The sequence below is a fragment of the Pantoea sp. X-Soil-YNGN-775 genome, assembly GCF_059730575.1.
In genome coordinates this window covers 2436161-2460410 of sequence record NZ_AP035945.1, presented here as the reverse complement: position 1 = coordinate 2460410, position 24250 = coordinate 2436161, and the positions used below count along the sequence as shown (strand labels likewise).

Annotated in this window: 22 protein-coding genes; 19 read left to right on the top strand and 3 right to left on the bottom strand. The window is 60.9% G+C overall.

The features are described from left to right. Nucleotides 1-6: 6 nt before the first annotated feature. Nucleotides 7-2196 carry a putative bifunctional diguanylate cyclase/phosphodiesterase gene (locus AC6I8I_RS11680; protein WP_497827867.1) on the bottom strand — a complete coding sequence of 730 codons (2190 nt, stop codon included), beginning with the start codon at nucleotides 2194-2196 and terminating at the stop codon, nucleotides 7-9. A gap of 345 nt (nucleotides 2197-2541) precedes the next feature. On the opposite strand from AC6I8I_RS11680, the gene phnF reads away from it, so the two are divergent. The 14 genes from phnF (at nucleotide 2542) to phnE (AC6I8I_RS11610) (ending at nucleotide 13869) form a co-directional block, all read left to right on the top strand. After that, complete coding sequence (phnF, locus tag AC6I8I_RS11675; RefSeq protein WP_159223972.1) at nucleotides 2542-3255, top strand: phosphonate metabolism transcriptional regulator PhnF; 714 nt, start codon at nucleotides 2542-2544, stop codon at nucleotides 3253-3255. Continuing rightward, nucleotides 3255-3701 (top strand): phosphonate C-P lyase system protein PhnG, encoded by a 447-nt coding sequence (gene phnG / locus AC6I8I_RS11670; RefSeq protein WP_031377905.1) that lies wholly within the window; start codon nucleotides 3255-3257, stop codon nucleotides 3699-3701. Before phnF ends, phnG begins: the two co-directional genes overlap by 1 nt. Continuing rightward, nucleotides 3701-4276, top strand: coding sequence for a phosphonate C-P lyase system protein PhnH (gene phnH / locus AC6I8I_RS11665; protein WP_031377906.1), 576 nt, complete (start codon nucleotides 3701-3703; stop codon nucleotides 4274-4276). The genes phnG and phnH overlap by 1 nt, the downstream gene beginning before the upstream one ends. After that, entirely contained in the window at nucleotides 4276-5352 is a 1077-nt protein-coding gene (locus AC6I8I_RS11660) for a carbon-phosphorus lyase complex subunit (RefSeq protein WP_497820276.1), read from the top strand. The genes phnH and AC6I8I_RS11660 overlap by 1 nt, the downstream gene beginning before the upstream one ends. Next, nucleotides 5345-6193, top strand: coding sequence for an alpha-D-ribose 1-methylphosphonate 5-phosphate C-P-lyase PhnJ (locus AC6I8I_RS11655; protein ID WP_497827866.1), 849 nt, complete (start codon nucleotides 5345-5347; stop codon nucleotides 6191-6193). The genes AC6I8I_RS11660 and AC6I8I_RS11655 overlap by 8 nt, the downstream gene beginning before the upstream one ends. Continuing rightward, nucleotides 6183-6944, top strand: a complete 762-nt coding sequence (gene phnK, locus AC6I8I_RS11650) for a phosphonate C-P lyase system protein PhnK (RefSeq protein ID WP_497820274.1) — start codon at nucleotides 6183-6185, stop codon at nucleotides 6942-6944. The genes AC6I8I_RS11655 and phnK overlap by 11 nt, the downstream gene beginning before the upstream one ends. After that, nucleotides 6945-7658 (top strand): phosphonate C-P lyase system protein PhnL, encoded by a 714-nt coding sequence (gene phnL, locus AC6I8I_RS11645; RefSeq protein WP_497827865.1) that lies wholly within the window; start codon nucleotides 6945-6947, stop codon nucleotides 7656-7658. Continuing rightward, nucleotides 7655-8791 carry an alpha-D-ribose 1-methylphosphonate 5-triphosphate diphosphatase gene (gene phnM, locus AC6I8I_RS11640; protein ID WP_312760708.1) on the top strand — a complete coding sequence of 379 codons (1137 nt, stop codon included), beginning with the start codon at nucleotides 7655-7657 and terminating at the stop codon, nucleotides 8789-8791. Before phnL ends, phnM begins: the two co-directional genes overlap by 4 nt. Next, nucleotides 8791-9327, top strand: coding sequence for a ribose 1,5-bisphosphokinase (gene phnN, locus AC6I8I_RS11635; protein ID WP_312056664.1), 537 nt, complete (start codon nucleotides 8791-8793; stop codon nucleotides 9325-9327). The genes phnM and phnN overlap by 1 nt, the downstream gene beginning before the upstream one ends. Before the next feature lie 64 nt (nucleotides 9328-9391). Beyond that, nucleotides 9392-10162: a phosphonate metabolism protein PhnP gene (gene phnP, locus AC6I8I_RS11630; protein ID WP_497827864.1), complete on the top strand. Its 771-nt coding sequence runs from the start codon at nucleotides 9392-9394 to the stop codon at nucleotides 10160-10162. A gap of 79 nt (nucleotides 10163-10241) precedes the next feature. Next, nucleotides 10242-11072, top strand: a complete 831-nt coding sequence (phnC, locus tag AC6I8I_RS11625) for a phosphonate ABC transporter ATP-binding protein (protein ID WP_497820271.1) — start codon at nucleotides 10242-10244, stop codon at nucleotides 11070-11072. A 26-nt stretch (nucleotides 11073-11098) separates the two neighbouring features. Next, on the top strand, nucleotides 11099-12025 hold the full coding sequence (gene phnD, locus AC6I8I_RS11620; protein ID WP_312056669.1) for a phosphonate ABC transporter substrate-binding protein: 927 nt from the start codon (nucleotides 11099-11101) through the stop codon (nucleotides 12023-12025). 102 nt (nucleotides 12026-12127) lie between these two features. Next, nucleotides 12128-12988, top strand: a complete 861-nt coding sequence (gene phnE, locus AC6I8I_RS11615; RefSeq protein WP_312056671.1) for a phosphonate ABC transporter, permease protein PhnE — start codon at nucleotides 12128-12130, stop codon at nucleotides 12986-12988. After that, nucleotides 12985-13869 (top strand): phosphonate ABC transporter, permease protein PhnE, encoded by an 885-nt coding sequence (gene phnE, locus AC6I8I_RS11610; protein WP_312056673.1) that lies wholly within the window; start codon nucleotides 12985-12987, stop codon nucleotides 13867-13869. Before phnE (AC6I8I_RS11615) ends, phnE (AC6I8I_RS11610) begins: the two co-directional genes overlap by 4 nt. On the opposite strand, the gene AC6I8I_RS11605 is transcribed toward phnE (AC6I8I_RS11610), so the two are convergent. After that, a complete protein-coding gene (locus AC6I8I_RS11605) occupies nucleotides 13823-16426 on the bottom strand; it encodes an ATP-binding protein (protein WP_312056674.1) in 2604 nt (867 codons plus the stop codon). The two genes, phnE (AC6I8I_RS11610) and AC6I8I_RS11605, sit on opposite strands and share 47 nt — an antisense overlap. Before the next feature lie 147 nt (nucleotides 16427-16573). Between AC6I8I_RS11605 and AC6I8I_RS11600 the strand changes: the two genes are divergently transcribed. The 4 genes from AC6I8I_RS11600 to AC6I8I_RS11585 all read left to right on the top strand — a co-directional run bounded on the left by AC6I8I_RS11600 (nucleotide 16574) and on the right by AC6I8I_RS11585 (nucleotide 20833). Then, the gene (locus tag AC6I8I_RS11600; RefSeq protein WP_312056675.1) at nucleotides 16574-18088 is read left to right on the top strand and encodes a sugar ABC transporter ATP-binding protein; all 1515 of its coding nucleotides are present in this window, start codon (nucleotides 16574-16576) and stop codon (nucleotides 18086-18088) included. 10 nt (nucleotides 18089-18098) lie between these two features. Then, on the top strand, nucleotides 18099-19079 hold the full coding sequence (locus AC6I8I_RS11595) for an ABC transporter permease subunit (RefSeq protein ID WP_031378037.1): 981 nt from the start codon (nucleotides 18099-18101) through the stop codon (nucleotides 19077-19079). Between the two features lie 89 nt (nucleotides 19080-19168). Next, the gene (locus AC6I8I_RS11590) at nucleotides 19169-20107 is read left to right on the top strand and encodes an ABC transporter substrate-binding protein (protein WP_031378038.1); all 939 of its coding nucleotides are present in this window, start codon (nucleotides 19169-19171) and stop codon (nucleotides 20105-20107) included. Between the two features lie 42 nt (nucleotides 20108-20149). Next, nucleotides 20150-20833 (top strand): D-lyxose/D-mannose isomerase, encoded by a 684-nt coding sequence (locus tag AC6I8I_RS11585; RefSeq protein WP_312056677.1) that lies wholly within the window; start codon nucleotides 20150-20152, stop codon nucleotides 20831-20833. Between the two features lie 24 nt (nucleotides 20834-20857). On the opposite strand, the gene AC6I8I_RS11580 is transcribed toward AC6I8I_RS11585, so the two are convergent. Then, a complete protein-coding gene (locus tag AC6I8I_RS11580; protein WP_312056678.1) occupies nucleotides 20858-21601 on the bottom strand; it encodes a response regulator in 744 nt (247 codons plus the stop codon). Nucleotides 21602-22034: 433 nt separating this feature from the next. On the opposite strand from AC6I8I_RS11580, the gene AC6I8I_RS11575 reads away from it, so the two are divergent. Further along, entirely contained in the window at nucleotides 22035-23333 is a 1299-nt protein-coding gene (locus AC6I8I_RS11575) for an NCS2 family permease (protein WP_497828656.1), read from the top strand. Nucleotides 23334-24250: the final 917 nt, after the last annotated feature.

The window sequence follows — 24250 nt, the reverse complement described above, 5'->3', positions numbered from 1 at the left end:
AGTCGGTCAGCTCTGCCGCGCATCGCGCTGTGGGCTGGCCTCAACCAGACTGGCAAGCTGATCGACCGGAACCGCGTGACTGAACAGATAACCCTGTAGCTGATTACAGCCCGCATCTGCCAGCGCTGACATCTGGCCTGGCGTCTCAACGCCTTCGGCGGTCACCATCAGGCCCATCGCATGTCCCAGCTTAACCACTGACTCAATAATGGCGACCGAATTATCCGCTACGCCCAGCGACTGCGTAAACGAGCGGTCAATTTTGATCTTATCGACCGGGAAGTGGCTGAGATAGTTCAGGCTGGAGTAGCCGGTACCAAAATCATCCAGCGCGATGCGGAAACCCGCCTCGCGTAGCGCGACAATAATGGCGCGCGCCTCTTGCTCATCTTCGATCAACACTCCTTCGGTGATCTCCAGCTCAATCCACATCGGATCGCCGCCGTGCTGCCGGACAATTTCAGTCATCCGTTCAACAAAGCCGGTGGCACGAAACTGCACCGGCGAGACGTTGACCGCCACCATCAGGCCAGGAAAACGCTGCTGGGTGGCGCAGGCTTCCGCCAGCACCCACTCTCCGAGCGGAATAATCAGCCCGGTCTCTTCGGCAATGGCAATAAATTCGCCGGGAGCAATCAGCCCACGGGTTGGATGATGCCAGCGCAGCAGCGCCTCAACGCCGACCATCTGCTGGCCGCCAATGTCCATCAGCGGCTGGTACCAGACTTCCAGCCCCTGCTGGTTTTGCAGCGCACTGCGCAAATCGGCGGCGATGGTCTGGCGGGTGCGCACCGACTCATCCATCGCCCGTTCAAACTGTCGATATTTGCCGCGTCCGCCGCTTTTGGCTTCGTACAGCGCAATGTCCGCTTTGCGCATTAATTCCAGCCGATCAACGCCATCTTTGGGGGCCAGCGCCAGACCGATGCTGGCACCGCTCCAGACCTCACTGCCAAACAGCGTAAACGGCTGGCTGAGCTGGTCGATGATGCGCTGCGCCAACCCCTGCGCCTGAGAAAGCGTCTCTACTTCTGGCATCACCACGATAAACTCATCGCCGCCGATCCGCCCGACGGTATCGCTGGCGCGCACCATCCGGCTCAGGCGCTGCGCCACGGCAATGATCAGCTCGTCACCGGCATGATGGCCATGGGTATCGTTGATCGCTTTAAAACGATCCAGATCGATCAGCAGCAGCGCCACCCGCTGATCGTGACGCGTGGCCAGCGCCAGTGCCTGAGTCAGACGATCTTCTACCAGCGCACGATTGGGCAGACCGGTCAGCACATCGTGAAATGCCAGATGCTGCGCCTGCGCCTCAGACGCGCCCAGCTTCAGCATCGACTGCGACAGATTGATCGACGAGGTCCAGAGACGGCGCACCATATACAGGCAGAGCAGGGAGATCGCCAGCACCGCCAGACCGGTTGACGGGCCGATAGTGCGGAGCATCTGCGCGCCGGGGCGGGCTGGCACCCAGTTGAGGTAGCCGACCGCATCACCGGATTGCGCGATCAGCAGGTAGCGCGCCTCGGTTCCGGGCTGCGGATTCCCGTCTGAGAAGTGCAGTCCCTCCAGCTGGTTGCGCTCGGCCAGGCTGGCCAGATAGCCATCGTCGAGAAATTTCAGGCTGACCAGCCGGAAACGCGGCAGGGCGTCACTGTCGCGCTGAATATTACCGACCGCCAGTGCGGCAGTCCGGCCAGCGATCCGGGCATAGTCGACCTTATCCTCGCGGCCCTGATTGCGGATCAGCGGGCTTAGCAGGATATCGTCGATCTGCGTGGCTTGCTGCTGTGGCGAGACCGGCTGACCGTCACGCCAAACCCTGACGATCTGATTTTGCTGATCCATTACCAGGATCAGCTGATGGCCGAACATCTCAAACAGCCAGTTGCCAATGTTCTCATCCAGCCAGCCTGAGGCCACGTCCTGATCCAGCAGATGCTGCTGAAGCGGCTGCCAGCGCGACAGACTACGCAGCTGACGCAGATGTTCGTTCAGGCTCTGGGTGAATGAGGCTTCAATCATCCGCTGCTGCTGTTGCCGGGCCTCGGCGTTGGTCAGGGAGGTGCCAATGTACAGCGCCGTGCCCGCGCCGCCAAAGGTCAGCAGCAGAATCGCCACCAGCGGCACCAGCACTTCACGCAGAAAACTACGGCGAAAATCACCAGAAAGTTTAAGGCTGTTTATCATTTTTATTTTTTCTCTGCAGCAGGATTACAGCTTAAAAACTAGCAGACGGTAACGGGTCTTCCACACAAACCTTCACGCACAGTGAAGCCGGCGATGGTTTTTTGCGGTGAAGGTGAGGGAAGCAGGAACAGGAGCAGGTGTGACAGAAAGGAAAGATGGCTTGAGGGGATTTAATCCAGTCAGGCTTATGGGTGATGGGTTTTTTGATGTGCCCCACATCACCCAAATTCACCTCTCCTTCACTCCCCCGTCACGGTTCTGTCATCTGATCCGGTCAAGGTAATGCCATCCCGCAGTGACTTTTCGCTGCGTCCCCACTCTGTAACCCGTGAGGATTTCATCGTGATGGAGTTATCCAGACATCCGACCACTGTCTATCAGGCCGTCGCTGCACAACTCGAACAGGCGCTACAGCAACGCTACCGCTGTGGCGACTATCTTCCCTCCGAGCAACAACTGGCCGATCACTATGAAGTTAACCGCCACACCTTACGCCGGGCGGTGGATGAACTGGTGAACAAAGGGCTGCTGCAACGCCGTCATGGCGTCGGCATTCTGGTGCTGATGCGGCCTTATGACTATCCGCTGCACGCTCAGGCGCGTTTTAGCCAGAACCTGATGGAGCAGGGCAGCCACCCGACCAGCGAGCGGCTGCTGGCGGTGTTGCGTCCGGCCAGCCAGGACGTCGCCAGCGCGCTGGGCGTCAAAGAGGGCGACAACGTCATTCACCTGCGCACCCTGCGGCGTGCCAACGGCGTGCCGTTGTGTGTCATCAACCACTTCCTCGCCGATCTCAGCTGGTGGCCGCAGTTGCAGCATTTTAACAGCGGTTCGCTGCACGATTACCTCGATAAGCACACCGGCAAACAGCTGGTGCGCACCCAGACCCGCATCAGCACCCGGCGGGCGCAGGCGAAAGAGTGTAAGCAGCTGGAAATCGCGCTGCATTCGCCGCTGCTCTGCGTGCGGACGCTGAATAAAACCCGTGACGGTGCGATGGCCGAATACTCGGTCAGCCTGACGCGCGGCGACATGATTGAACTGACACTGGAGCATTAATGGAACAGCAAACGGCCCGCCAGCGCTGGCTTTCAGTGCTGGCACATAGCAGCGCGGCACAGCTTAACGCGCACTGGCAGGCGCTTAACCTCCAGCCAGCGTTCACCCTGATTCGTCCGGCAGAGATCGGCCTGACCCGGCTGCAGGCGCGGATGGGCGCGACCGGTAAACGCTTTGTGATGGGGGATGCGACGGTGACGCGCGCGGTGGTGCAGCTCAGCGACGGCACGCTGGGCTACAGCTACATCCTCGGACGTGACAAAGCCCATGCCGAGCGCTGCGCCTTACTCGATGCCCTGTTACAGCAGCCGGAAACCCGGACGCTGCTGGAAGAGAAAATTATTACCCCGCTGGCGGCATGGCGTGATGAGCAGCGTCAGCTGCGCGCGCGTGAAATTGCCAGCAGCAAAGTGGACTTCTTTACGCTGGTACGCGGAGATAACTGATGACTTTACTGGCAAGTTTTAACCATCCGGTGGCGGATGCACAGCGCGCATTTCGTCGCATCCTTAAGGCGATGAGCGAACCAGGCGTAATGGTGTCGCTGCCGCTGCAACAGGGCTGGGGCGCACTGTCGCCTGCCGCCACCGCGTTGCTGCTGACGCTGGTCGATCAGGAAAGCCCGGTCTGGCTGGATGCGCAGATCGACAACGAACAGCTGCGCAATAACCTGCGCTTCCATACTGGTGCGCCGATTACTGCGCAACAGGATGCGCCTTTCGCGCTCAGTCACGCCAGCTCACATCCCGATCCGGCCCATTTTGCCGCCGGTGACAATCTTGCGCCGGAAAAGAGCACCACCCTGATTATTGAAGTGCCGTCGCTGAATGGCGGCCTGACGCTGCGCCTCTCCGGACCGGGCCTGCGTGAAACCCGCGCCATTGCGCCTCAGCTGCCGGAAAGCGTGCTGGCCTATCTGCGCAGCCGGCCTCATCCGTTCCCGCAGGGCGTCGATCTGATTTTTACCTGTGGCGAAGCGATGATGGCGGTACCGCGCACCACGCTTGTGGAGGTGTGCTGATGTACGTTGCGGTGAAAGGGGGCGAAAAGGCGATTGCCCACGCCCATCAGCTGCAGGCCGATCTGCGGCGCGGCGATCGGGATGTCGCCGAACTGGGCTGCGATCAGGTGGCACAGCAGCTCGGTCTGGCGGTCGATCGGGTGATGACTGAAGGTGGAATTTACGATCCGGAACTGGCGGCGCTGGCGATCAAACAGGCCAGCGGCGATCTGGTGGAGGCGATCTTCCTGCTGCGCGCCTATCGCACCACGCTGCCACGACTGGCGGAGAGCCAACCGCTGGCGACCGGATCGATGCGTATCGAGCGGCGTATCTCGGCGGTTTACAAAGATCTGCCGGGCGGCCAGGTGCTGGGACCGACCTATGACTACAGCCACCGTCTGCTCGACTTTACGCTGCTGGCCAACGGTGACACGCCGGCATCGCCACGCGACGATCGGGCGCTGGATGCTCAGTGTCCGCACATGTTCAGCATGATGAGCGACGAAGGGCTGGCGATGCGCGAAGAAGACGACGGCAGCGAACCGACCGATATCACCCGCGAGCCGATGAGCTTTCCCGCCTCACGCGCCGCCCGATTACAGCAGCTGGTGCGCGGTGATGAGGGGTTTTTGCTGGCGCTCGGTTATTCAACCCAGCGCGGCTATGGTCGCACCCACCCGTTTGCCGGTGAGATCCGTACCGGCTATCTCAGCGTCAGCATCTGCCCGGAAGAGCTGGGGTTTGAACTGGAGATCGGTGAACTGCTGCTGACCGAGTGTGAAATGGTCAACGGCTTCGCCCACCGTGACGACAGCGCGCCGCATTTCACCCGCGGTTACGGTCTGGTGTTTGGTCGCGCCGAACGTAAAGCGATGGCGATGGCGCTGGTTGACCGGGCGCTGCAGAGCGGTGAGCAGCAGGAACGCATCACCAGCCCGGCGCAGGATGAAGAGTTTGTGCTGTCGCACGCCGATAACGTCGAAGCGGCGGGCTTCGTTTCCCACCTTAAACTGCCGCACTACGTCGATTTCCAGGCCGAGCTGGAACTGCTGAAACGGCTGCGACAGGATCATCAGGAGCGCAACCATGGCTGAACTCCACGGTTATAACAACGGCTATCTGGATGAGCAAACCAAACGCACCATCCGCCGCGCGATCCTCAAAGCGGTGGCGATCCCTGGCTATCAGGTGCCGTTTGCCGGACGGGAAATGCCGATGCCTTACGGCTGGGGCACCGGCGGCATTCAGCTCACCGCCAGCGTGATTGGCGATCAGGATGTGCTGAAGGTGATCGATCAGGGCGCGGATGACACCACCAATGCAGTGTCGATTCGTCGCTTCTTTCAGCGGGTCAGCGGGGCGGCGACCACCGAACGCACCGCCGATGCCACGCTGATCCAGACCCGGCATCGCATTCCGGAAACGCCGCTGGAAGAGGACCAGATTCTGATCTTCCAGGTGCCGATCCCGGAGCCGCTGCGCTTTATTGAGCCGCGTGAAACCGAAACCCGGACCATGCACGCGCTGGAGGAGTACGGCATCATGCAGGTGAAACTGTATGAAGATATTGCCCGCTACGGCCATATTGCCACCACCTATGCCTATCCGGTCAGGGTCAACGATCGCTATGTGATGGACCCATCGCCGATCCCCAAATTCGATAACCCGAAAATGCACATGATACCGGCCCTGCAACTGTTCGGTGCCGGCCGCGAAAAGCGCATTTACGCCTTACCGCCCTATACCAAAGTGGAAAGTCTCGACTTCGATGACCATCCGTTCACCGTTCAGCAGTGGGAAGAACCCTGTGCGCTGTGCGGCTCGCGTCACAGCTATCTCGATGAGGTGGTGATGGACGATCAGGGAACGCGGATGTTTGTCTGCTCCGACACCGACTTTTGCCATCAGCAGCAGGAACAGCAACATGCACAGTGATCAGCCGCTGCTTGCGGTCAGCCAGCTCACCCATCTTTATGCGCCGGGCAAAGGGTTCGAACAGGTCAGTTTCGATCTTTATCCGGGCGAAGTGCTGGGCATTGTCGGCGAGTCCGGCTCCGGCAAAACCACACTGCTGCACAGCCTGTCGGCGCGTCTGACGCCGCAGCAGGGCAGCATTCTTTATCAGGGACGCAACCTCTATCAGATGAGTGAAAGCGATCGCCGTCGTCTGCTGCGCACCGAATGGGGCGTGGTGCATCAGCATCCGCTGGACGGATTGCGGCCACAGGTCAGCGCCGGCGGCAATATCGGCGAACGGCTGATGGCGGTCGGCCAGCGCCACTATGGCGATATCCGCGCCGAAGCCAGCCGCTGGCTGCAGGCGGTAGAGATTGCCGCTAACCGTATCGACGATCTGCCGACCACTTTTTCCGGCGGGATGCAGCAGCGTCTGCAGATCGCCCGTAACCTGGTGACCCAGCCGCGCCTGATGTTTATGGATGAGCCAACCGGCGGGCTGGATGTGTCGGTACAGGCGCGACTGTTGGATCTGCTACGCACGCTGGTGCGGGAACTCAATCTGGCGGTGGTGATTGTCACCCACGATCTCGGAGTAGCGCGACTGCTGGCGCACCGGCTGCTGGTGATGAAGCAGGGGCGGGTGGTGGAGAGCGGATTAACCGACCGGGTGCTTGACGATCCCCATCATCCTTACACGCAATTGCTGGTCTCTTCGGTGCTCAATTAAATGATGACTCACACCCCCATGTTGCAGGTTGAGAATCTGTGTAAAACCTTTGTGCTGCATAACCAGAACGGCGCTGCGCTGCCGGTATTGCAGAACGCCAGCCTGACGGTCAGTCAGGGCGAATGTGTGGTGCTGCAGGGCCACTCCGGCAGCGGTAAATCGACTCTGCTGCGGGCGCTGTACGGCAACTATCAGCCCAACAGCGGCCATATCCGGCTGCAGCATCAGGGCGAATTGATCGATATGGCGCAGGCGACGGCGCGGCAGATCATCGCCATCCGGCGGGATACGGTCGGCTGGGTCAGCCAGTTCCTGCGGGTTATTCCGCGGGTGCCGACGCTGGAGATTGTGATGCAGCCGCTGCTGGAGCGCGGCGTCGAGCGCGCCTTCTGTGAAAAGCGCGCCCGTGAGCTGCTGAGCCGGCTTAACGTGCCGGAGCGTCTCTGGTCGCTGGCCCCGTCGACCTTTTCCGGCGGTGAGCAGCAGCGGGTTAACATCGCGCGCGGCTTTATCGCCGACTATCCGGTGCTGCTGCTGGATGAACCGACTGCCTCACTCGACAGTGTTAACCGTGACGCGGTGGTCGGACTGATTGAACAGGCGCGCGCCCGCGGTGCCGCCATTGTCGGCATTTTCCACGATGAAGCGGTGCGCGACCGGGTGGCCGATCGGCTGCACCTGATGCAATCGATCGCCACAGGAGCACAAGCATGATCATTAATAACGTCCGACTGGTGCTGGAAAACGAGGTGGTCGCCGGATCGCTGGAGTTCCGTGACGACCGCATCAGCAGCTTCAGCGAAACCGCCAGTCAGCAACCGGGCGCGCTGGACGGCGAGGGTGCCTGGCTGCTGCCGGGGCTGGTGGAGCTGCACACCGATAACCTCGACAAGTTTTTCACTCCCCGGCCCAAAGTGGACTGGCCGGCCCATTCGGCGATGAGCAGCCACGATGCGCTGATGGTTTCCAGCGGGATTACCACCGTGCTGGATGCGATTGGCGTCGGAGACGTGCGCGACGGCGGCCACCGGCTGGAGAATCTCAGCAAGATGATCGACGCCATCCGCGACAGCAACCGTAAAGGGCTGAATCGCGCCGAGCATCTGCTGCACCTGCGCTGTGAGTTGCCGCATCCGACCACCGTGCCGCTGTTTGAGGCGCTGATGGGGACGCCGGAACTGGCGCTGGTTTCGCTGATGGATCACTCACCGGGGCAGCGTCAGTACGCCTCGCTGGAAAAATATCGCGAATACTATCAGGGCAAATATCAGCTCAACGATCGGGAGATGAACCTGTTCGAGCATGACCAGCTCACGCTGGCGGCTGCCTGGTCTCAGCCTAACCGCCAGGCGATTGCTGCGCTGTGCCGTGAGCATGGCATCGCCATCGCCAGCCACGACGATGCCACCGCGGCGCACGTTGAGGAGTCACATGCGGCGGGCAGCCGTATCGCCGAGTTCCCGACCACGCTGGAGGCGGCCCGCGCCTCGCGTTATCGCAATATGCAGGTGCTGATGGGCGCGCCAAACATCGTGCGCGGCGGCTCGCACTCCGGCAACGTCGCCGCCTGGGAGCTGGCGTCACACGGGTTGCTGAATATCCTGTCGTCAGATTACTACCCGGCCAGCCTGCTGGATGCGGCGTTCCGGCTGGCGGCGGATGAGCGCAACAGCCTTGGCATGGCGCAGGCTATCGCGCTGGTGACCTGTAATCCGGCGCGGGCGCTGGGGCTGGAAGATCGCGGTGTGATTGCGGAAGGCTGCCGCGCCGATCTGGTGCTGGCGCATACCGCCCACGGTCACCCGCACGTGCGCCACGTCTGGAGCAAAGGCCGGCAGGTCTATTAATGGCGCGCCTTATCTGGTTAATCGGGCCGTCCGGATCGGGCAAGGATAGTCTGCTGAATGCGCTGCGCGCTGCCCCGCCGGCACGGCTGCTGATTGCCCATCGCTACATCACCCGCGCCGCCGATGCCGGTGGTGAAAACCATGTGGCGCTGAGCGAGGCGGAGTTCGCCCGGCGCGCCGCGCTGGGGCTGTTCGCGGTCAGCTGGCAGGCGCACGGGTTTTATTACGGCATCGGCACTGAAGTGGAGAGCTGGCTGCAGCGCGGTCAGAACGTGGTGGTTAACGGATCGCGGCTGCATCTGGCGCAGGCACAGGCGCGATTCGGGCCGCAGCTGCTGCCGCTCTGTCTGCAGGTGACGCCGTCGGTGCTGGCGGCGCGGCTGCGTCAGCGGGGACGGGAAGATGACGCGGAGATCGCCCGGCGGCTGGCGCGTGCTGCCCAGCCCCAGCCGGATGGGTGTCTGCTGCTCAATAATGACGGGGCGCTGGACCGCACGGTACAGCAACTTCGACAGCTGCTGGAGGCGTATCAATGAAACTCACTTTTTCCGGTAGCGCGGCGACAGTCCGGCATCGACTTCAGCGACCGGAGGCACATCAATGAAACTCACTTTTCTCGGCACCGGTGGCGTCACCGCCGCGCCACTGTTTGGCTGTGACTGCCGTGCCTGTCAGCGCGCGCAGCAGGACCGGCGTTATCATCGTGCGCCGTGCAGTGCGCTGATAGAGGCGGGCAACGAGCGGATTCTGCTCGACGCCGGTCTGCCGCTGCTGGCCACGCGTTTCCAGCCCGGTGAGCTGACCCGCATTCTGCTGACGCACTACCATATGGATCACGTGCAGGGGCTGTTTGCGCTGCGCTGGGGTAAAGGTGCCTCTATTCCGGTGTGGGGGCCGCCCGACACCCGCGGCAGCGATGACCTGTTTAAGCATCCTGGCCTGCTCGATTTCCGGCCCTCATTAACCCCGTTTGTCGCCCAGTCGTTTGGTGAACTGCGGGTCACGCCGCTGCCGTTGCAGCATTCACGACTGACCCATGGCTACCTGTTCGACTGGCAGGGTAGCTGGCTGGCCTGGCTGTGCGACACCTGTGGCCTGCCGCCCGATACCGAAGATTTTCTGCGTGGTCAGCCGCTCGATCGGCTGGTGATCGACTGTAACGATCCGCCGCAGACCGCGCCGCGCAATCACAACGATCTCAACCTGGCGCTGGCGATTATAGACCGGCTTCAGCCGCGTCAGGCCTGGCTAACCCACCTCAGCCACGAGATGGACAACTGGTTAGCCGATCACCCGCTGCCAGAGGCGGTTCAGCCGGCGCGCGATGGTCTGATCCTGTCATCGGGTTCCGGCTGGCCTGTCACAGTTTGATCATCTGGCTGTCATGCCGCCTTCATGCCGCCACGCCTTAATAACCGGCAGAACGTAATCAGTGAGGACGGAGAACAATATGGCACAGGCACTTCTGAAAACGGTGGTCGATAACGACCTGCCACCGGCCAGTCTCGGCGGACAAAAAGTGTTGTCGGTGCAGAGTCTGAGCAAAGCGTACGGCGACAGCAAGGTGCTGGATAAGGTCAGCTTCGATCTGCACGCCGGGGAACTGGTGGCGGTGATTGGCCGTTCCGGCGCAGGAAAATCGACCCTGCTGCACATGCTCAACGGCACCATTGCCGCCAGCTCCGGCGCGATTATCAGCCTGCATCAGGGCGAAGTGGACCGCAACGTGGTCGCACTCAGCAGCCGCCAGCTGCGGGAGTGGCGCAGTCAGTGCGGCATGATCTTTCAGGATTTCTGTCTGGTGCCGCGTCTCGATGTGCTGACCAACGTGCTGCTGGGCCGGCTGAGCCAGACCAGTACGCTGAAATCGTTGTTTAAAATTTTTTCTGACCACGACCGCGCCCACGCAATTGAACTGCTGCAGTGGATGAACATGCTGCCGCAGGCGCTGCAACGGGCGGAAAACCTGTCGGGCGGTCAGATGCAGCGCGTGGCGATCTGCCGGGCGCTGATGCAGAACCCCAAAATCCTGCTGGCCGATGAGCCGGTGGCGTCACTCGACCCGAAAAACACCAAACGCATCATGGATGTGCTGCGTCAGGTGAGCGAGCAGGGCATCAGCGTGATGGTGAACCTGCACTCAATCGAACTGGTAAAAAGTTACTGCACTCGGGTGATTGGTATTCAGCGCGGGGTGGTGCTGTTCGATGGCCATCCGTCGCAGCTTACCGACAGCCTGCTGCATCAGTTGTACGGCGATGAACTTAATCAGATCCACTAACTTCCACGGCAAGAGAACAACCTCGAATGAAACTGACTTCTTTAGCGCTACTGACGGGTGTAATGGCTTTTGGTGTTAACGCAGCGGATGCGCCGAAACAACTTAACCTCGGTATTATGGGCGGACAAAACGCCACCCAGCAGATTGGTGATAACCAGTGTGTGAAGACCTTCTTTGATAAAGAGCTGGGCGTGGATACGCAGATGCGTAACGCCTCTGACTACTCCGGGGTGATCCAGGGATTGCTGGGCGGCAAAATTGATATGGTGCTGAGCATGTCACCGGCCTCGTTTGCCTCGGTTTACCTGCAGGACCCGAAAGCGGTCGATGTGGTCGGCATTGTGGTGGATGACAAAGATCAGTCACGCGGCTATCACTCGGTAGTGATCGTCAAAGCTGACAGCCCGTATAAAAAACTGGAAGACCTGAAAGGCAAATCGTTTGGTATGGCCGATCCCGATTCGACCTCCGGCTTTCTGATGCCGAACCAGGCGTTTAAGAAACAGTTTGGCGGCACGGTAGACGATAAATACAACAATTTCTTCTCCAGCGTGACCTTCTCCGGCGGTCATGAGCAGGACATTCTCGGCGTGCTGAATAACCAGTTCGACGGCGCAGTGACCTGGACCTCACTGGTCGGTGATTATAACAGCGGCTATACCTCTGGCGCATTTGTCCGGCTGATCCGTATGGACCATCCGGATCTGATGAAGCAGATCCGTATTATCTGGCAGTCGCCGCTGATCCCCAACGGTCCGGTGCTGGTCAGCAACAAACTGCCGGCGGATTTTAAAGCCAAAGTGGTGGCGGCGATTAAGAAGCTGGATAAAGAAGATCACGCCTGTTTCGTCAAAGCGGTCGGCGGTGAGCAGCATATCGGTAATGCCACCGTGGCAGATTATCAGAACATCATTGATATGAAGCGCGACCTGATGAAAGGCAGCCGCGGCTAACGCTGCGACGGCAATCTCATCACCTCCTTCCCTGGCTATCCGGGGAAGGGGGACGCGGCAAACCCGCCGGCGTCCCGCTGCTTCAGCTCCGGAGATCCCCTCTTGACCGAATTCGAACGTTATTACCAACGCATCCGACGCCAGCAGAAGCGCGACACGCTGCTCTGGTCACTGCTGCTGGTCGCCCTTTATCTGGCGGCGGGCAACGTGGCGGAATTCAATCTGCTGACCGTCTGGCAGTCGCTGCCTCACTTCTTCGACTATCTGCATGAAATTATGCCGGTGCTGCATCTGCCGCTGCTGTTCGCGGATGGCAAAACCGAAGGGTCGCTGGCTTACTGGGGCTACCGTCTGCCGATCCAGCTGCCGCTGATCTGGGAAACGCTGCAGCTGGCGCTGGCCTCCACCCTGCTGGCGGTGGCGCTGGCGGCGGTGCTGGCCTTTTTTGCTGCGGACAATACCCGCACCCCCGCCAGCCTGCGACTGGCGATCCGCGCCTTTGTCGCCTTTCTGCGCACCATGCCGGAGCTGGCGTGGGCGGTGATGTTCGTGATGGCGTTTGGCATCGGCGCAATCCCCGGCTTTCTGGCGCTGGCGCTGCACACGATAGGTAGCCTGACCAAACTGTTTTACGAGGCGATTGAATCGGCGTCTGATAAGCCGGTGCGCGGCCTGGCGGCCTGTGGTGCCACCACCCTGCAGCGGATGCGCTTCGCCTTCTGGCCGCAGGTGAAACCGATCTTTCTCTCCTACAGCTTTATGCGGCTGGAGATCAACTTCCGCTCCTCAACCATCCTCGGGCTGGTGGGCGCGGGCGGCATCGGCCAGGAGCTGATGACCAATATCAAACTTGATCGCTATGACCAGGTGAGCATCACCTTGCTGCTGATCCTGATTGTGGTGTCGCTGCTGGATACGCTCTCCGGCCAGTTGCGCCGTCGCGTCGTGGGAGAAACCGCATGATCAGCGTCGTAGCGGATATTACGCATCTCAAAGCGCAGCACCGCGCGCTGTTTGCCGCGCAACCGCGCTATCTGCGCCGCCTTGGGCTGCTGGCGCTGGCGGTGCTGCTCTACTATCTGTTCTTCTTTTCGGTCTATGGCATTGAGTGGTCGCGCCTGCTGAACGGCTGTCAGCAGCTGGGGCGCTACTTTCTGCGGATGTTTGTCTGGCAGGATTTTGCCAACTGGCCGTTTGGCTATTACTTCTCGCAGGTCGGGATTACGCTGGGCATCGTGTTTGCCGGCACCCTGACCGCCACGCTGCTGGCGCTGCCGCTGTCATTTCTGGCGGCGCGTAACGTGATGCACAGCCGGGCAACCCGACCGGTTGCCATTCTGATGCGTCGGCTGTTTGACCTGCTGCGCGGCATCGATATGGCGATCTGGGGGCTGATTTTCGTCCGGGCGGTCGGCATGGGGCCACTGGCCGGGGTTCTGGCGATTATCCTGCAGGATGTCGGGTTGCTGGGCAAACTGTATGCTGAAGGGCACGAATCGGTTGAGCGCTCGCCGAGCCGCGGCTTGGGGGCCGTCGGTGCCAACAGCCTGCAGAAGCACCGTTTCGGCATCTTTACCCAGTCGTTCCCGCAGTTTCTGGCGCTCAGCCTCTATCAGATTGAGTCCAATACCCGCTCAGCGGCGGTGCTGGGCTTTGTCGGTGCCGGTGGCGTCGGCCTGGTGTATGCCGAGAACATGCGGCTGTGGAACTGGGACGTGGTGATGTTCCTGACGCTGATTCTGGTGGTGGTGGTGATGGCGATGGATGCGCTCTCCAGTCGTCTGCGTAAGCGCTACATCAGCGGGACCCCGGTGCCGCTGTGGCAGCCTGCTGGGCGCGATTAAGCCGTTCGCTGCGCTGCCAGGCGCGCTGCAGCGCCTGCACCAGCTGCGCCTGCTGCCAGGGCTTCGCCAGCCGTTCGCACAGCGGTAAGGTGACCGGCTGGTGGCGCAGGTCCTGACCACTGATCAACAGGGTCGCCAGCTGCGGCCAGTTTTGCTGCGCCTGGCGGATCACCTCAGCGCCGTTGATCTCGCCCGGCAGCATCAGATCGCTGATCAGCAGATCGATATCGGGCGTCTGACGCAGCAGCGCCAGCGCCTGTTCGCCGTCGCCGCACTCCAGCGTCAGGTAGCCTAGCTGGTGCAGATGCTCACACAGCGTCTGGCGCACCGCCGGTTCATCATCCAGCACCAGCACCAGCCGATCGTTGGCCGCGTTGGGTGGGGTTGGCTGGACCTGCGGGAGCGGGGCGGTGGCCGCCATCTCGGGCGCGCGCGGCAACAGCAGCCGCACCGTGGTTCCCTGTTCCGGAGCCGTCTCCAGTTCAATCTGACCGCCGGACTGGCGGACAAAGCCATACACCATCGACAGCCCCAGCCCGCTGCCACTGCCGGTGGCTTTGGTGGTGAAGAACGGCTCAAATACCTGCTCGCGCACCGCGGCCGACATGCCGCAACCGTGGTCAATTACCTCGATTGTGACGCGGTCACGTTTTTCATCCTGCTCCAGCCGCCGCTGATTCCAGATGCGGATGCGGATTTCTCCGCTCTGCTGCTGCATCGCATCCCGGGCGTTGACCACCAGATTCATCAGCGCGTTTTCCAGCTGGCTGGCATCGATCCAGGCGGGCCAGCCGGGACGCTGCGCATCAATCACCAGTTGCTGACCGGGCAGCAGCGAGTGCTGCAACAGCCCCTGCAGATTATCCACCAGCGTCACCACCGAGACCGCGCGTGGAAACAGCGCCTGTTTGCGTGAGAAGGCCAGCAAACGCTGAGTCAGCTGGGCAGCGCGATCGGCCGCCTGGCGCGCCCGCTCAATCCGGCTGGCGAGGGGGCCAGGCGTCAGCTGGCCTTCGGTCAGCGCCAGGCTGCCGATGATCACCGCCAGCAGATTATTAAAGTCGTGCGCCAGGCCGCCGGTCAGCTGACCGACCGCTTTCATCTTCTGGCTGTGCAGCAGCGCTTCTTCCAGCGCTTTGCGGGTGGTGCGTTCCAGCACCGTATTGACCATGCCGCGTCGGGGGATCGGGCTGAAGCGCAGTTCCAGCGTCCGCCCATCCGCCAGCCGGATCTCCTGCGGTTCACCGGGTCCATGCAGATCAACCGCCAGCGGTTGCAGCAGCTGCTGCCACGGCACGCCCCGGTGCAGTTCACGTGGCGGGATGCCCAGCAGCTCGGCATATTGTGCATTCCACACCACCAGCTGACCGTCATTATCAAACAGCGCAAACCCGTCGCGCATCGCCAGAAAAGTCGATTCCAGCTGGTTGCTCTTCTCTTTCAGCAGCCGTGAAGTGTGGGCCAGCGAGGCGGTATTGCGGGCGAAGACGTTGAAGGCGCGCGCCAGCTCGCCCAGCTCATCCCGCCGTTGCAGCCCCGGCACGCTGACGTTTTGTTCACCCTGCGCCAGCCGGGTCATCGCCCCGGCAATCGCCGTCAGGCTGGAACCGAGATTGCGGTAGATATAGATGCCGGCGTAACCGGTGATCGCCAGCGCCAGCAGCGCAAACAGCGTAATAAAGCCGATTATCGAATCCAGCTCGCGGTGGGTGGCGAGTGTCCGCGCCTCACTCTGCAACGCCACCTGCTGCACTGAGGCACTGATGTCCTCATTGAGCATTGCCACCAGTGCTTTGATGCGATAGGTGGCGTAGGCAATCGCCAGATCGCTCTGTTCCAGCGCATCGGCCAGCGGCAGCAGGCGCTGCTGAGTCGCCAGCAGGCGCTGCACTTTCTCGCCGGTGACGCCCTGCAACGGCACCGCGCGCCACTGCAGCATCACCTGCTGTAACTGATCGATCACCGCAACGGGCGAGGGGGTACGAATGGCGATTCCGATCAGCCGCTCGGTCTGCTGGCGCAGCGCGGCGTCCGGTTGGGTCTGCTGTTCACGCCGCACCAGCTGGTCGATATGGCTGAGCAACAGCTGCGCCTGCCACAGGTCGCTCAGCATGTTGTTACGCTGCAGGTGGCGCTGATGGCCGGTCAGCAGTAACTGGTTAATTGACTGCTCCAGCATCAGGCTGCGGGCGCGGATGCGGGCGATGCGTTCCGGCTGGCGCGCTGCCAGCGGCGCACTGGCCAGCAGCGTCAGCGAATGCTGCAGCGCCTGCTGATTCTGTTTCAGGCGTTGTGATTCGCTCTGGTACTCCAGCGCCCCGACCACCTGCGACAGCCGCACCGCCGCAGTGGCCACGTTGGCGGTATCGCGCGCCAGCGCCAGGCTGCCGTTCATGTCGGCCAGCGTCTGCGCCTGGGCCTGTTCCTGAATAGCGCCAGCATGACGAAAGCCAAAGATCGCCACCACGCTCACCATCAGCGTGACCAGCACCACCAGCAGATTGAACAGTAACAGGCGGCCTCGCGCCCCGGCCTGCCACGGATAACTGCGCTGCATCCCACGACCTCATCATCATTGCAACGATGGGCCGAGTATAGGAGCGCGCAGGCGGACCAATATGACAAATATGAACGGACCCTGACATTTTCCATTTATCTGGCGTTGCTTAACTGGCGGCTCTTCATAATCAGCAGGAGCCGGCCGATGACAGCCACACCGATACTGGAAATGCGGGAGATCACCCGGCGCTTCGGCAGTTTTTATGCCCTCAAAGGGGTCGATCTCACCGTCTATCCCGGCGAAGTTCACGCCCTGATGGGCGAGAACGGTGCCGGTAAAAGTACGCTGATGAAGATTCTGGCCGGTGCCTATACCGCCAGCAGCGGGGAAATTTTAATCGAAGGTAAACCCTATGCGCTTAAGGGGCCCAAAGAGGCGCTGGCCGCAGGGATTACCCTGATCTATCAGGAGATCAATCTGGCACCCAATCTGACGGTGGCGGAGAACATCTTCCTCGGCAGCGAAATCGCGCCTGGTGGGCTGGTGAAGCGGCGGCAGATGGCGGAGCAGGCGCAGCGGGTTATCGACCGGCTGGGCGCGCAGTTCAGCGCCTGGGATTTGGTCAGCCGGCTGAGCATTGCCGAGCAGCAGCAGGTGGAGATTGCCCGTGCGCTGCAGCGTAACAGCCGCATTCTGGTGATGGATGAGCCCACTGCGGCGCTATCCAACCGCGAGACCGAACAGCTGTTTGCGCTGATTAAACGGCTGCGCAGTGAAGGGATGGCGATCATCTACATCAGTCATCGGATGGCCGAAGTCTATGAGCTGTCCGACCGGGTCAGCGTGCTGCGCGACGGCCAGTATGTCGGCAGCCTGACCCGCGAACAGCTCAACGCCAGCGAACTGGTGCGGATGATGGTCGGGCGACCGCTTAGCGATCTGTTCAATAAGGACCGCGCCATTCCGCTCGGCGATATCCGACTGGCGGTGAATCACCTCACCGACGGCGGCAAAATTCATCCCTGCAGTCTGGCGGTGCGGGCCGGTGAAATCGTGGCGCTGGCCGGGCTGGTCGGTGCAGGACGCAGCGAACTGGCGCAGCTGATTTTTGGCGTACATTCACCGAAAGATGGCGAAATCTGGATCGATGGCGAAAAAGTCACGATCCGCTCACCCCGTGAGGCGATTGCGCGCGGCATCGGTTTTCTGACCGAGAACCGCAAAGAGCAGGGGCTGTTTCTGGAGATGGCGGCGCAGGAAAACATCGTGATGGCCACGCTGGAGCGTGATGCCAGCTACGGCATGCTCGACCGTCGCAAAGGGCAGTCGATTGCCAATGAGGCGATCGCTTCACTCAATATCCGGGTGCCGCATGCCCAGGTTCGGGCTGGCGGACTCTCCGGCGGTAATCAGCAGAAGCTGCTGATATCGCGCTGGGTGGCGATTGGCCCGCGCATTCTGATCCTTGACGAGCCGACGCGTGGCGTCGATGTCGGCGCGAAGAGCGAAATTTATCGCATGATGCAGCAGATGGCGCGGCAGGGCGTGGCGATTTTAATGATCTCCAGCGAACTGCCGGAGGTGGTCGGGATGAGCGACCGCGTTTACGTGATGCACGAAGGCACCATTGTCGGTGAGCTGGAAGGCAGCAACATCAGTCAGGAAAATATTATGACGCTGGCAACCGGTGCGCACAGCGCGTCACCGCTCGAGGTATAAGGATACCATCATGACACAACTGGCCCGGACCAAAGCCCCAACGCTGAAACGCGCGCTGATGGGCGATCTGCTGCAAACCGTCGGTATCCTGCCGATTCTGATCCTGATCGTGGCGGTGTTTGGCTTTGTTACGCCGAACTTTTTCACCGAAGCGAACCTGCTGAACATTACCCGCCAGGCCTCAATCAATATCGTGCTGGCGGCGGGCATGACCTTTGTCATCCTGACCGGCGGCATCGACTTGTCGGTCGGATCGATGCTGGGCACCACCGCGGTGGTGGCGCTGGTGGCGTCGCTCGATCCGATGCTGGCCTCAATGACCATTCCGATGGCGCTGGGGGCCGGACTGGTGATGGGGCTGTTCAACGGGGTGCTGGTGGCGTGGGCCGGACTGCCGCCGTTTATCGTCACGCTCGGCACCTATACCGCGCTGCGCGGAGCGGCCTATCTGCTGGCGGACGGCACCACGGTAATCAACTCCGATATTAATTTTGAATGGATCGGCAACGGCTATCTCGGCCCGGTGCCGTGGCTGATTGTGATCGCATTCGCCGTCATCGCTATCTGCTGGTTTATCCTGCGCCGTACCACGCTTGGGGTGCATATCTACGCGGTGGGCGGCAACATGCAGGCGGCCCGCCTGACCGGCATCAAGGTCGGCATGGTGCTGATTTTTGTCTACGGCATGAGCGGCCTGCTGTCGGGGCTGGGCGGACTGATGAGCGCCTCGCGGCTCTACAGCGCCAACGGTAACCTCGGCGTCGGCTATGAGCTGGATGCCATTGCTGCGGTGATCCTCGGCGGCACCAGTTTCGTCGGCGGCATTGGCACCATTACCGGTACGCTGATTGGCGCGCTGATTATCGCCACCCTGAATAACGGCATGACGCTGATGGGCGTCTCCTATTTCTGGCAGCTGGTGATCAAGGGCGCGGTGATCATTATTGCGGTGCTGATCGACAAATATCGCACCCGCCATCACGTGAGTTAAGGCTGGAAGGGGGGATGCGCAGTGGCGCGTCCGCCGCCATAAAAACGCCATTTAGTCGTTGGCACTTTGATAACCGCAGGAGAAGGTCTATGCGTTTTAATCCGATTGTAACCGGACTGCTGGCGGCGACGCTGTTCAGTACCGGCATGGCTCAGGCAAAAGAACTCAAATCTATCGGCGTGACGGTCGGCGATCTGGCGAACCCGTTTTTCGTGCAGATTACCAAAGGTGCGGAGATGAAAGCGCGGGAACTGGCGGGGGATAAGGTTAACGTGACGCTGGTCTCCAGCGGCTACGATCTCGGTCAGCAGGTCGGCCAGATCGATAACTTTATCGCGGCGAAAGTCGATATGATCATCCTCAACGCCGCCGATTCCAAAGGCATCGCCCCGGCGGTGAAACGGGCGCGGGACGCCGGCATCGTGGTGGTGGCGGTTGACGTGGCGGCCGATGGTGCCAACGCCACCATCACCTCGGATAACACCGAGGCCGGGGTGATGGCGTGTAAATATATTTCTGACCGTCTGAAAGCCAAAGGCAACGTGGTGATCATCAACGGGCCGCCGGTCTCAGCGGTACAGAACCGCGTTGAGGGCTGTATGACCGAGCTGAAGCGCCATCCGGATATCAAGCTGCTCTCTTACAACCAGAACGCCAAAGGCAGCCGCGAAGGGGGGCTGGAAGTGATGACCGGTCTGCTGTCAGCTAATCCGAAGATCGATGCGGTATTCGCCATCAACGATCCAACGGCGATTGGAGCCGATCTGGCGGCCAAACAGGCGCAGCGTAACGAATTCTTTATTGTCGGCGTCGATGGATCGCCGGACGGTGAAGAGGCGCTGAAACGTAAGAACTCGCTGTTCGTCGCTACGCCGGCGCAGGACCCGCAGGTGATGGCGGCCAAAGCGGTGGAGATCGGCTATGACATTCTGCAGGGCAAACCGGCACCCGATAAGCCGGTGCTGATTCCGGTGAAGCTGATCGATCGTAACAACATCGGCAGCTATCAGGGCTGGACGGTGAAATAAGCCACCGGCGGCACCGTCGGGTGCCGCCCACAGGAGGCCACAATGCAACGTTCAGAGGTGAATCACTACCTGCAACTGACCCGCGAATTTCTGATGCGTCAGGATGTGCATTTGCCGCCGTGGGCCGATTTCAGCCTCAGCCAGTGGCGCGCTCAGGATCGCCAGCAGGCGCAGGAAATTCTGGCGCTGCGGCTGGGCTGGGATCTGACCAGTTTTGGCGCGGCTGACTTTCTGCACACCGGTCTGACGCTGTTTACCCTGCGTAACGGTTCACCGGGCGGGCATCCGTGGCACAAACCCTATGCCGAAAAGGTGATGCACGTGCGTGAAGGTCAGCGGACGCCAATGCACTATCATCCGCAGAAAATGGAAGACATTATCAATCGCGGCGGCGGCAATCTGATTATCGAAATACATAACCGTGACGGCGACGGACTGGCGCATTCGGCGGTCGCGGTGACGCTCGACGGCATGCGTCAGTTGCACGCTGCCGGCTCGCAGCTGCGGCTGTCGCCGGGTGAAAGCGTGACGCTGGACGCGGGCATCTGGCACAGTTTCTGGGGCGAGAACGGCTTCGGCGACGTGCTGGTGGGCGAAGTGTCGATGCCGAATGATGACGAAAATGACAACGTGTTTCTAACGCCGCTGGCACGTTTCAATCCACTGCAGGAGGATGAGACGCCGCGCTGGCTGCTGTGCAACGATTATGCGCACTGGCTACCGTGAGCAGGGCAGGCGCGGCGCGGTCAGTCAGGCAATCTGGCTGGTGCGCGCCAGCGTATCGGGTTTGGCCACATCGGCGGAAAAAACATAGCCGAGGCCGCGAATGGTGCGGATCAGATTGGGCTGATGCGGATTGGTTTCGATCTTACGCCGCAGCCGCATGATCAGCACGTCGATAGTGCGATCGAATACATCGAGCGTTTCGCTGTGGGTCAGCTCCAGCAGCTGATCGCGGGTCAGCACCTTGCGGGCATGACGCACCAGCGCGCGCAACAGGCTATATTCGCCCTGCGTCAGCGGCACCAGTTCGCGTTGCGGATTAAATAGCTGGCAGCGGCTCTCGTCGAGTTGCCAGCCGTTAAAGCGCCAGCCCTCCTGATGCTGTTCGGCCGACAGCAGGCGTCCTCCCCGGCGCAGGGCAGCCCGTGCCCGTGCTACCACCACCCGTGGATTAAACGGTTTGGCAATATAATCATCCGCGCCCATCTCCAGCCCGACCACCATTTCCGCTTCCGATCCCATTCCGGTCAGCATAATCACCAGCACGTCAGGCCGCTGGCGCTGTAACTGCTGCAACACCAGCAGGCCATTGGTATCCGGCAGCATCATATCCAGCATCACCAGCCCAATCTCCGGGTGCTGATGGAGCATCGTCAGGGCCTCTTTGCCCTGATGACAGCTGAAGACATTGAACACATGTTCACTTAGCGCGTCCTGCAACACGTCGCAGACGGCCAGATCATCATCCACCACCAAAATCGCTGGCTTCATTGCGCGGCCCCAATGTTACGAAAGAGTTAATTCTGGAGTGTACACAGGCTAACAACGGTTGCTGTCTGAGCCTGCTGAAACGTGACCAGCTTCGCCTGGCAGAGTGCGGAATCGTGCGCTGGCGCAGAGTTTTTCCGCCCCTCAATGTCGCCGCAGGAAAACGATTGCGCACAATCAGTGCATTGCACCATAATCGCGCCTTGTTTTGGTTCGGAATTGTCTTAGCCGTCGTGCGGCCCGCCAGGTAATCGATTGCGTCAGCTTGTGGCATGGCAATTGCTTTGGGCTGTGGGTCAATAGACGTTTTTCACCGAATTCAGGCTAGCGAGTATGCAGCAGCCCGTTTCGCTGTACCGGAAACAGAATAATCAGCATGCAAACCCCTTTGGCAAGTGAGAACGCACATTCGTGACGTCTCCTGTATCGAGAGATGATGATGTTAGAAAAATTATTCAAACTCAAAGCACACAACACTACGGTTCGCACCGAGATTATCGCCGGGATCACCACCTTCCTGGCGATGGCTTACATTCTGTTTGTCAACCCGAGCATTCTGGGTGCCACCGGCATGGATAAAGGCGCGGTGTTTGTGGCCACCTGTCTGGCGGCGGCGATTGGCTGCGTGCTGATGGGGCTGATCGCTAACTATCCGATTGCACTGGCACCGGGCATGGGGCTGAACGCCTTCTTTACCTATACCGTGGTGCTGCACATGGGCTACACCTGGCAGGTGGCGCTGGGCGCGGTATTCCTGTCAGCGGTGATCTTCTTTGCGCTGTCGATTTTTAAAATCCGCGAATGGATCATTGCCAGCATTCCGCTGCCGCTGCGCGCCGGTATTGGTGCCGGTATCGGGCTGTTTCTGGCGCTGATTGCGCTGGAAGGGGCGGGCATTGTGGTTGATAACCCGGCCACCCTGGTGGGGATTGGCGATCTGACCAAGCCGGGGCCGCTGCTGGCGATGCTTGGGTTTATCGTGATTGTGGTGCTGGAAGCGCGTCGTGTAACTGGCGCGGTACTGATTGGCATCTTACTGGTGACCTTTATTTCGATGGGTATCGGCCTGTCGCCGTTTGCTGGCGTGTTCTCTGCACCGCCGTCGATCGCGCCGACCTTTATGCAGCTGGACATTGCCGGTGCCTTTAACGTTGGTCTGGTGAGCGTGATTTTCGCCTTCCTGTTTGTTGATGTGTTCGACAATACCGGTACGCTGCTGGGCGTGACCAAACGTGCCGGCCTGGCGGATGAGCAGGGCAACGTTCCGAAGATGGGCCGGGCGCTGATCGCTGACAGCGCGGCTGCGCTGTTTGGTTCGCTGCTGGGCACCTCGACCACCACCAGCTATGTGGAATCTGCGGCTGGCGTCAGCGCGGGCGGCCGTACCGGTCTGACGGCGATTGTGGTCGCAGTGCTGTTCCTGCTGGCGCTGTTCTTCTCGCCGCTCGCCTCCAGCGTGCCGGTCTATGCGACTGCGCCTGCCTTACTGTTTGTCGCCGTGCTGATGGCCTCGGGTCTGGCAGAGATTGACTGGAAAAATATCACCACCGCCGCACCGGTCACCGTTACAGCGCTGGCGATGCCGCTGACTTATTCGATCGCCAACGGTATCGCGTTTGGTTTTATTACCTGGACGCTGGTGAAGCTGCTGAGTGGCCGCACCAAAGAGGTCAACGCGGCGCTGGTGATCCTGTCGATTCTGTTTGTGATTAAGTTGGGGTGGCTGAGCGCCTGAATGCGCAGCGGCCGGCTGGCAGTGGTTTAACGCTGTGCAGCGTGTGCTGTGGGCTGACATTCAGCGGGTTACGCCTGGCGGCGGGCTGGTATGGAGCGGGTTACGTCTGGCGTCGGGCTGGCATTGAGAGGGTTACGTCTGGCGTCGGGCTGACATTGAGCGGGTTACGTCCGCCAGGCGGTGGGGAGTTTCAGCATGTCCTAACAGGCGGACGCGTCAAGGGGCGGACGCCCGCCCCTTAACAATCCCGGCGTCCGGCGGCCTGCGCGCCACGCTTCGCGCGGTGCCTTCGTCACTCCCTGCGGCCGACGGACCGGCCGGACGCGCCTTCCCTGGCGCGATCCATCATTTCGCCGACCTCCTGTCGGCTCTCCTGGCCTCCGCTCACTCCTCAGCGCTGCGGACGCCTCTGGTAAAACCTCGTCTGTAAGCTTTCTTTCTTGTTACAGGGCTTAGTGTCGTCTGGTGGCTGGTGGAGTACGCCTGGCGGAGGTGCGCTTTGCACTGGGTATACACTGTGCAGCGGTACGCCTGCTGTGGTCTTGCAAATGGAGCGGGTTACGTCTGGCGGCGGGCTGACATTGAGTGGGTTCCGTCCGCCAGGCGGTGGGGAGTTTCAGCCTGCCTGAGCAGGCGGACGCGTCAAGGGGCGGACGCCCGCCCCTTAACAATCCCGGCGTCCGGCGGCCTGCGCGCCACGCTACGCGCGGTGCCTTCGTCACTCCCTGCGGCCGACGGACCGGCCGGACGCGCCTTCCCTGGCGCGATCCGTCCTTTCGCCGACCTCCTGTCGGCTCTCCTGGCCTCCGCTCACTCCTCAGCGCTGCGGACGCCTCTGGTAAAACCTCGTCTGTAAACTTTCTTTCTTGTATATGGACTGGTTTTGCCTGATGGCTGGTGGCAGGGATACTTTCTTT

What these genes read in the sequence shown, in the direction of transcription:
- phnM (WP_312760708.1), top strand. Translation starts at nt 7,655, where the DNA reads ATGATCATTAATAACGTCCGACTGGTGCTGGAAAACGAGGTGGTCGCC.
- AC6I8I_RS11660 (WP_497820276.1), top strand. Translation starts at nt 4,276, where the DNA reads ATGTACGTTGCGGTGAAAGGGGGCGAAAAGGCGATTGCCCACGCCCAT.
- AC6I8I_RS11605 (WP_312056674.1), bottom strand. Translation starts at nt 16,426, where the DNA reads ATGCAGCGCAGTTATCCGTGGCAGGCCGGGGCGCGAGGCCGCCTGTTA.
- AC6I8I_RS11590 (WP_031378038.1), top strand. Translation starts at nt 19,169, where the DNA reads ATGCGTTTTAATCCGATTGTAACCGGACTGCTGGCGGCGACGCTGTTC.
- AC6I8I_RS11580 (WP_312056678.1), bottom strand. Translation starts at nt 21,601, where the DNA reads ATGAAGCCAGCGATTTTGGTGGTGGATGATGATCTGGCCGTCTGCGAC.
- phnC (WP_497820271.1), top strand. Translation starts at nt 10,242, where the DNA reads ATGGCACAGGCACTTCTGAAAACGGTGGTCGATAACGACCTGCCACCG.
- phnH (WP_031377906.1), top strand. Translation starts at nt 3,701, where the DNA reads ATGACTTTACTGGCAAGTTTTAACCATCCGGTGGCGGATGCACAGCGC.
- AC6I8I_RS11585 (WP_312056677.1), top strand. Translation starts at nt 20,150, where the DNA reads ATGCAACGTTCAGAGGTGAATCACTACCTGCAACTGACCCGCGAATTT.
- phnP (WP_497827864.1), top strand. Translation starts at nt 9,392, where the DNA reads ATGAAACTCACTTTTCTCGGCACCGGTGGCGTCACCGCCGCGCCACTG.
- AC6I8I_RS11600 (WP_312056675.1), top strand. Translation starts at nt 16,574, where the DNA reads ATGACAGCCACACCGATACTGGAAATGCGGGAGATCACCCGGCGCTTC.
- phnG (WP_031377905.1), top strand. Translation starts at nt 3,255, where the DNA reads ATGGAACAGCAAACGGCCCGCCAGCGCTGGCTTTCAGTGCTGGCACAT.
- phnK (WP_497820274.1), top strand. Translation starts at nt 6,183, where the DNA reads ATGCACAGTGATCAGCCGCTGCTTGCGGTCAGCCAGCTCACCCATCTT.
- AC6I8I_RS11575 (WP_497828656.1), top strand. Translation starts at nt 22,035, where the DNA reads ATGATGTTAGAAAAATTATTCAAACTCAAAGCACACAACACTACGGTT.
- phnE (WP_312056673.1), top strand. Translation starts at nt 12,985, where the DNA reads ATGATCAGCGTCGTAGCGGATATTACGCATCTCAAAGCGCAGCACCGC.
- phnD (WP_312056669.1), top strand. Translation starts at nt 11,099, where the DNA reads ATGAAACTGACTTCTTTAGCGCTACTGACGGGTGTAATGGCTTTTGGT.
- AC6I8I_RS11655 (WP_497827866.1), top strand. Translation starts at nt 5,345, where the DNA reads ATGGCTGAACTCCACGGTTATAACAACGGCTATCTGGATGAGCAAACC.
- AC6I8I_RS11595 (WP_031378037.1), top strand. Translation starts at nt 18,099, where the DNA reads ATGACACAACTGGCCCGGACCAAAGCCCCAACGCTGAAACGCGCGCTG.
- phnF (WP_159223972.1), top strand. Translation starts at nt 2,542, where the DNA reads ATGGAGTTATCCAGACATCCGACCACTGTCTATCAGGCCGTCGCTGCA.
- AC6I8I_RS11680 (WP_497827867.1), bottom strand. Translation starts at nt 2,196, where the DNA reads ATGATAAACAGCCTTAAACTTTCTGGTGATTTTCGCCGTAGTTTTCTG.
- phnN (WP_312056664.1), top strand. Translation starts at nt 8,791, where the DNA reads ATGGCGCGCCTTATCTGGTTAATCGGGCCGTCCGGATCGGGCAAGGAT.
- phnL (WP_497827865.1), top strand. Translation starts at nt 6,945, where the DNA reads ATGATGACTCACACCCCCATGTTGCAGGTTGAGAATCTGTGTAAAACC.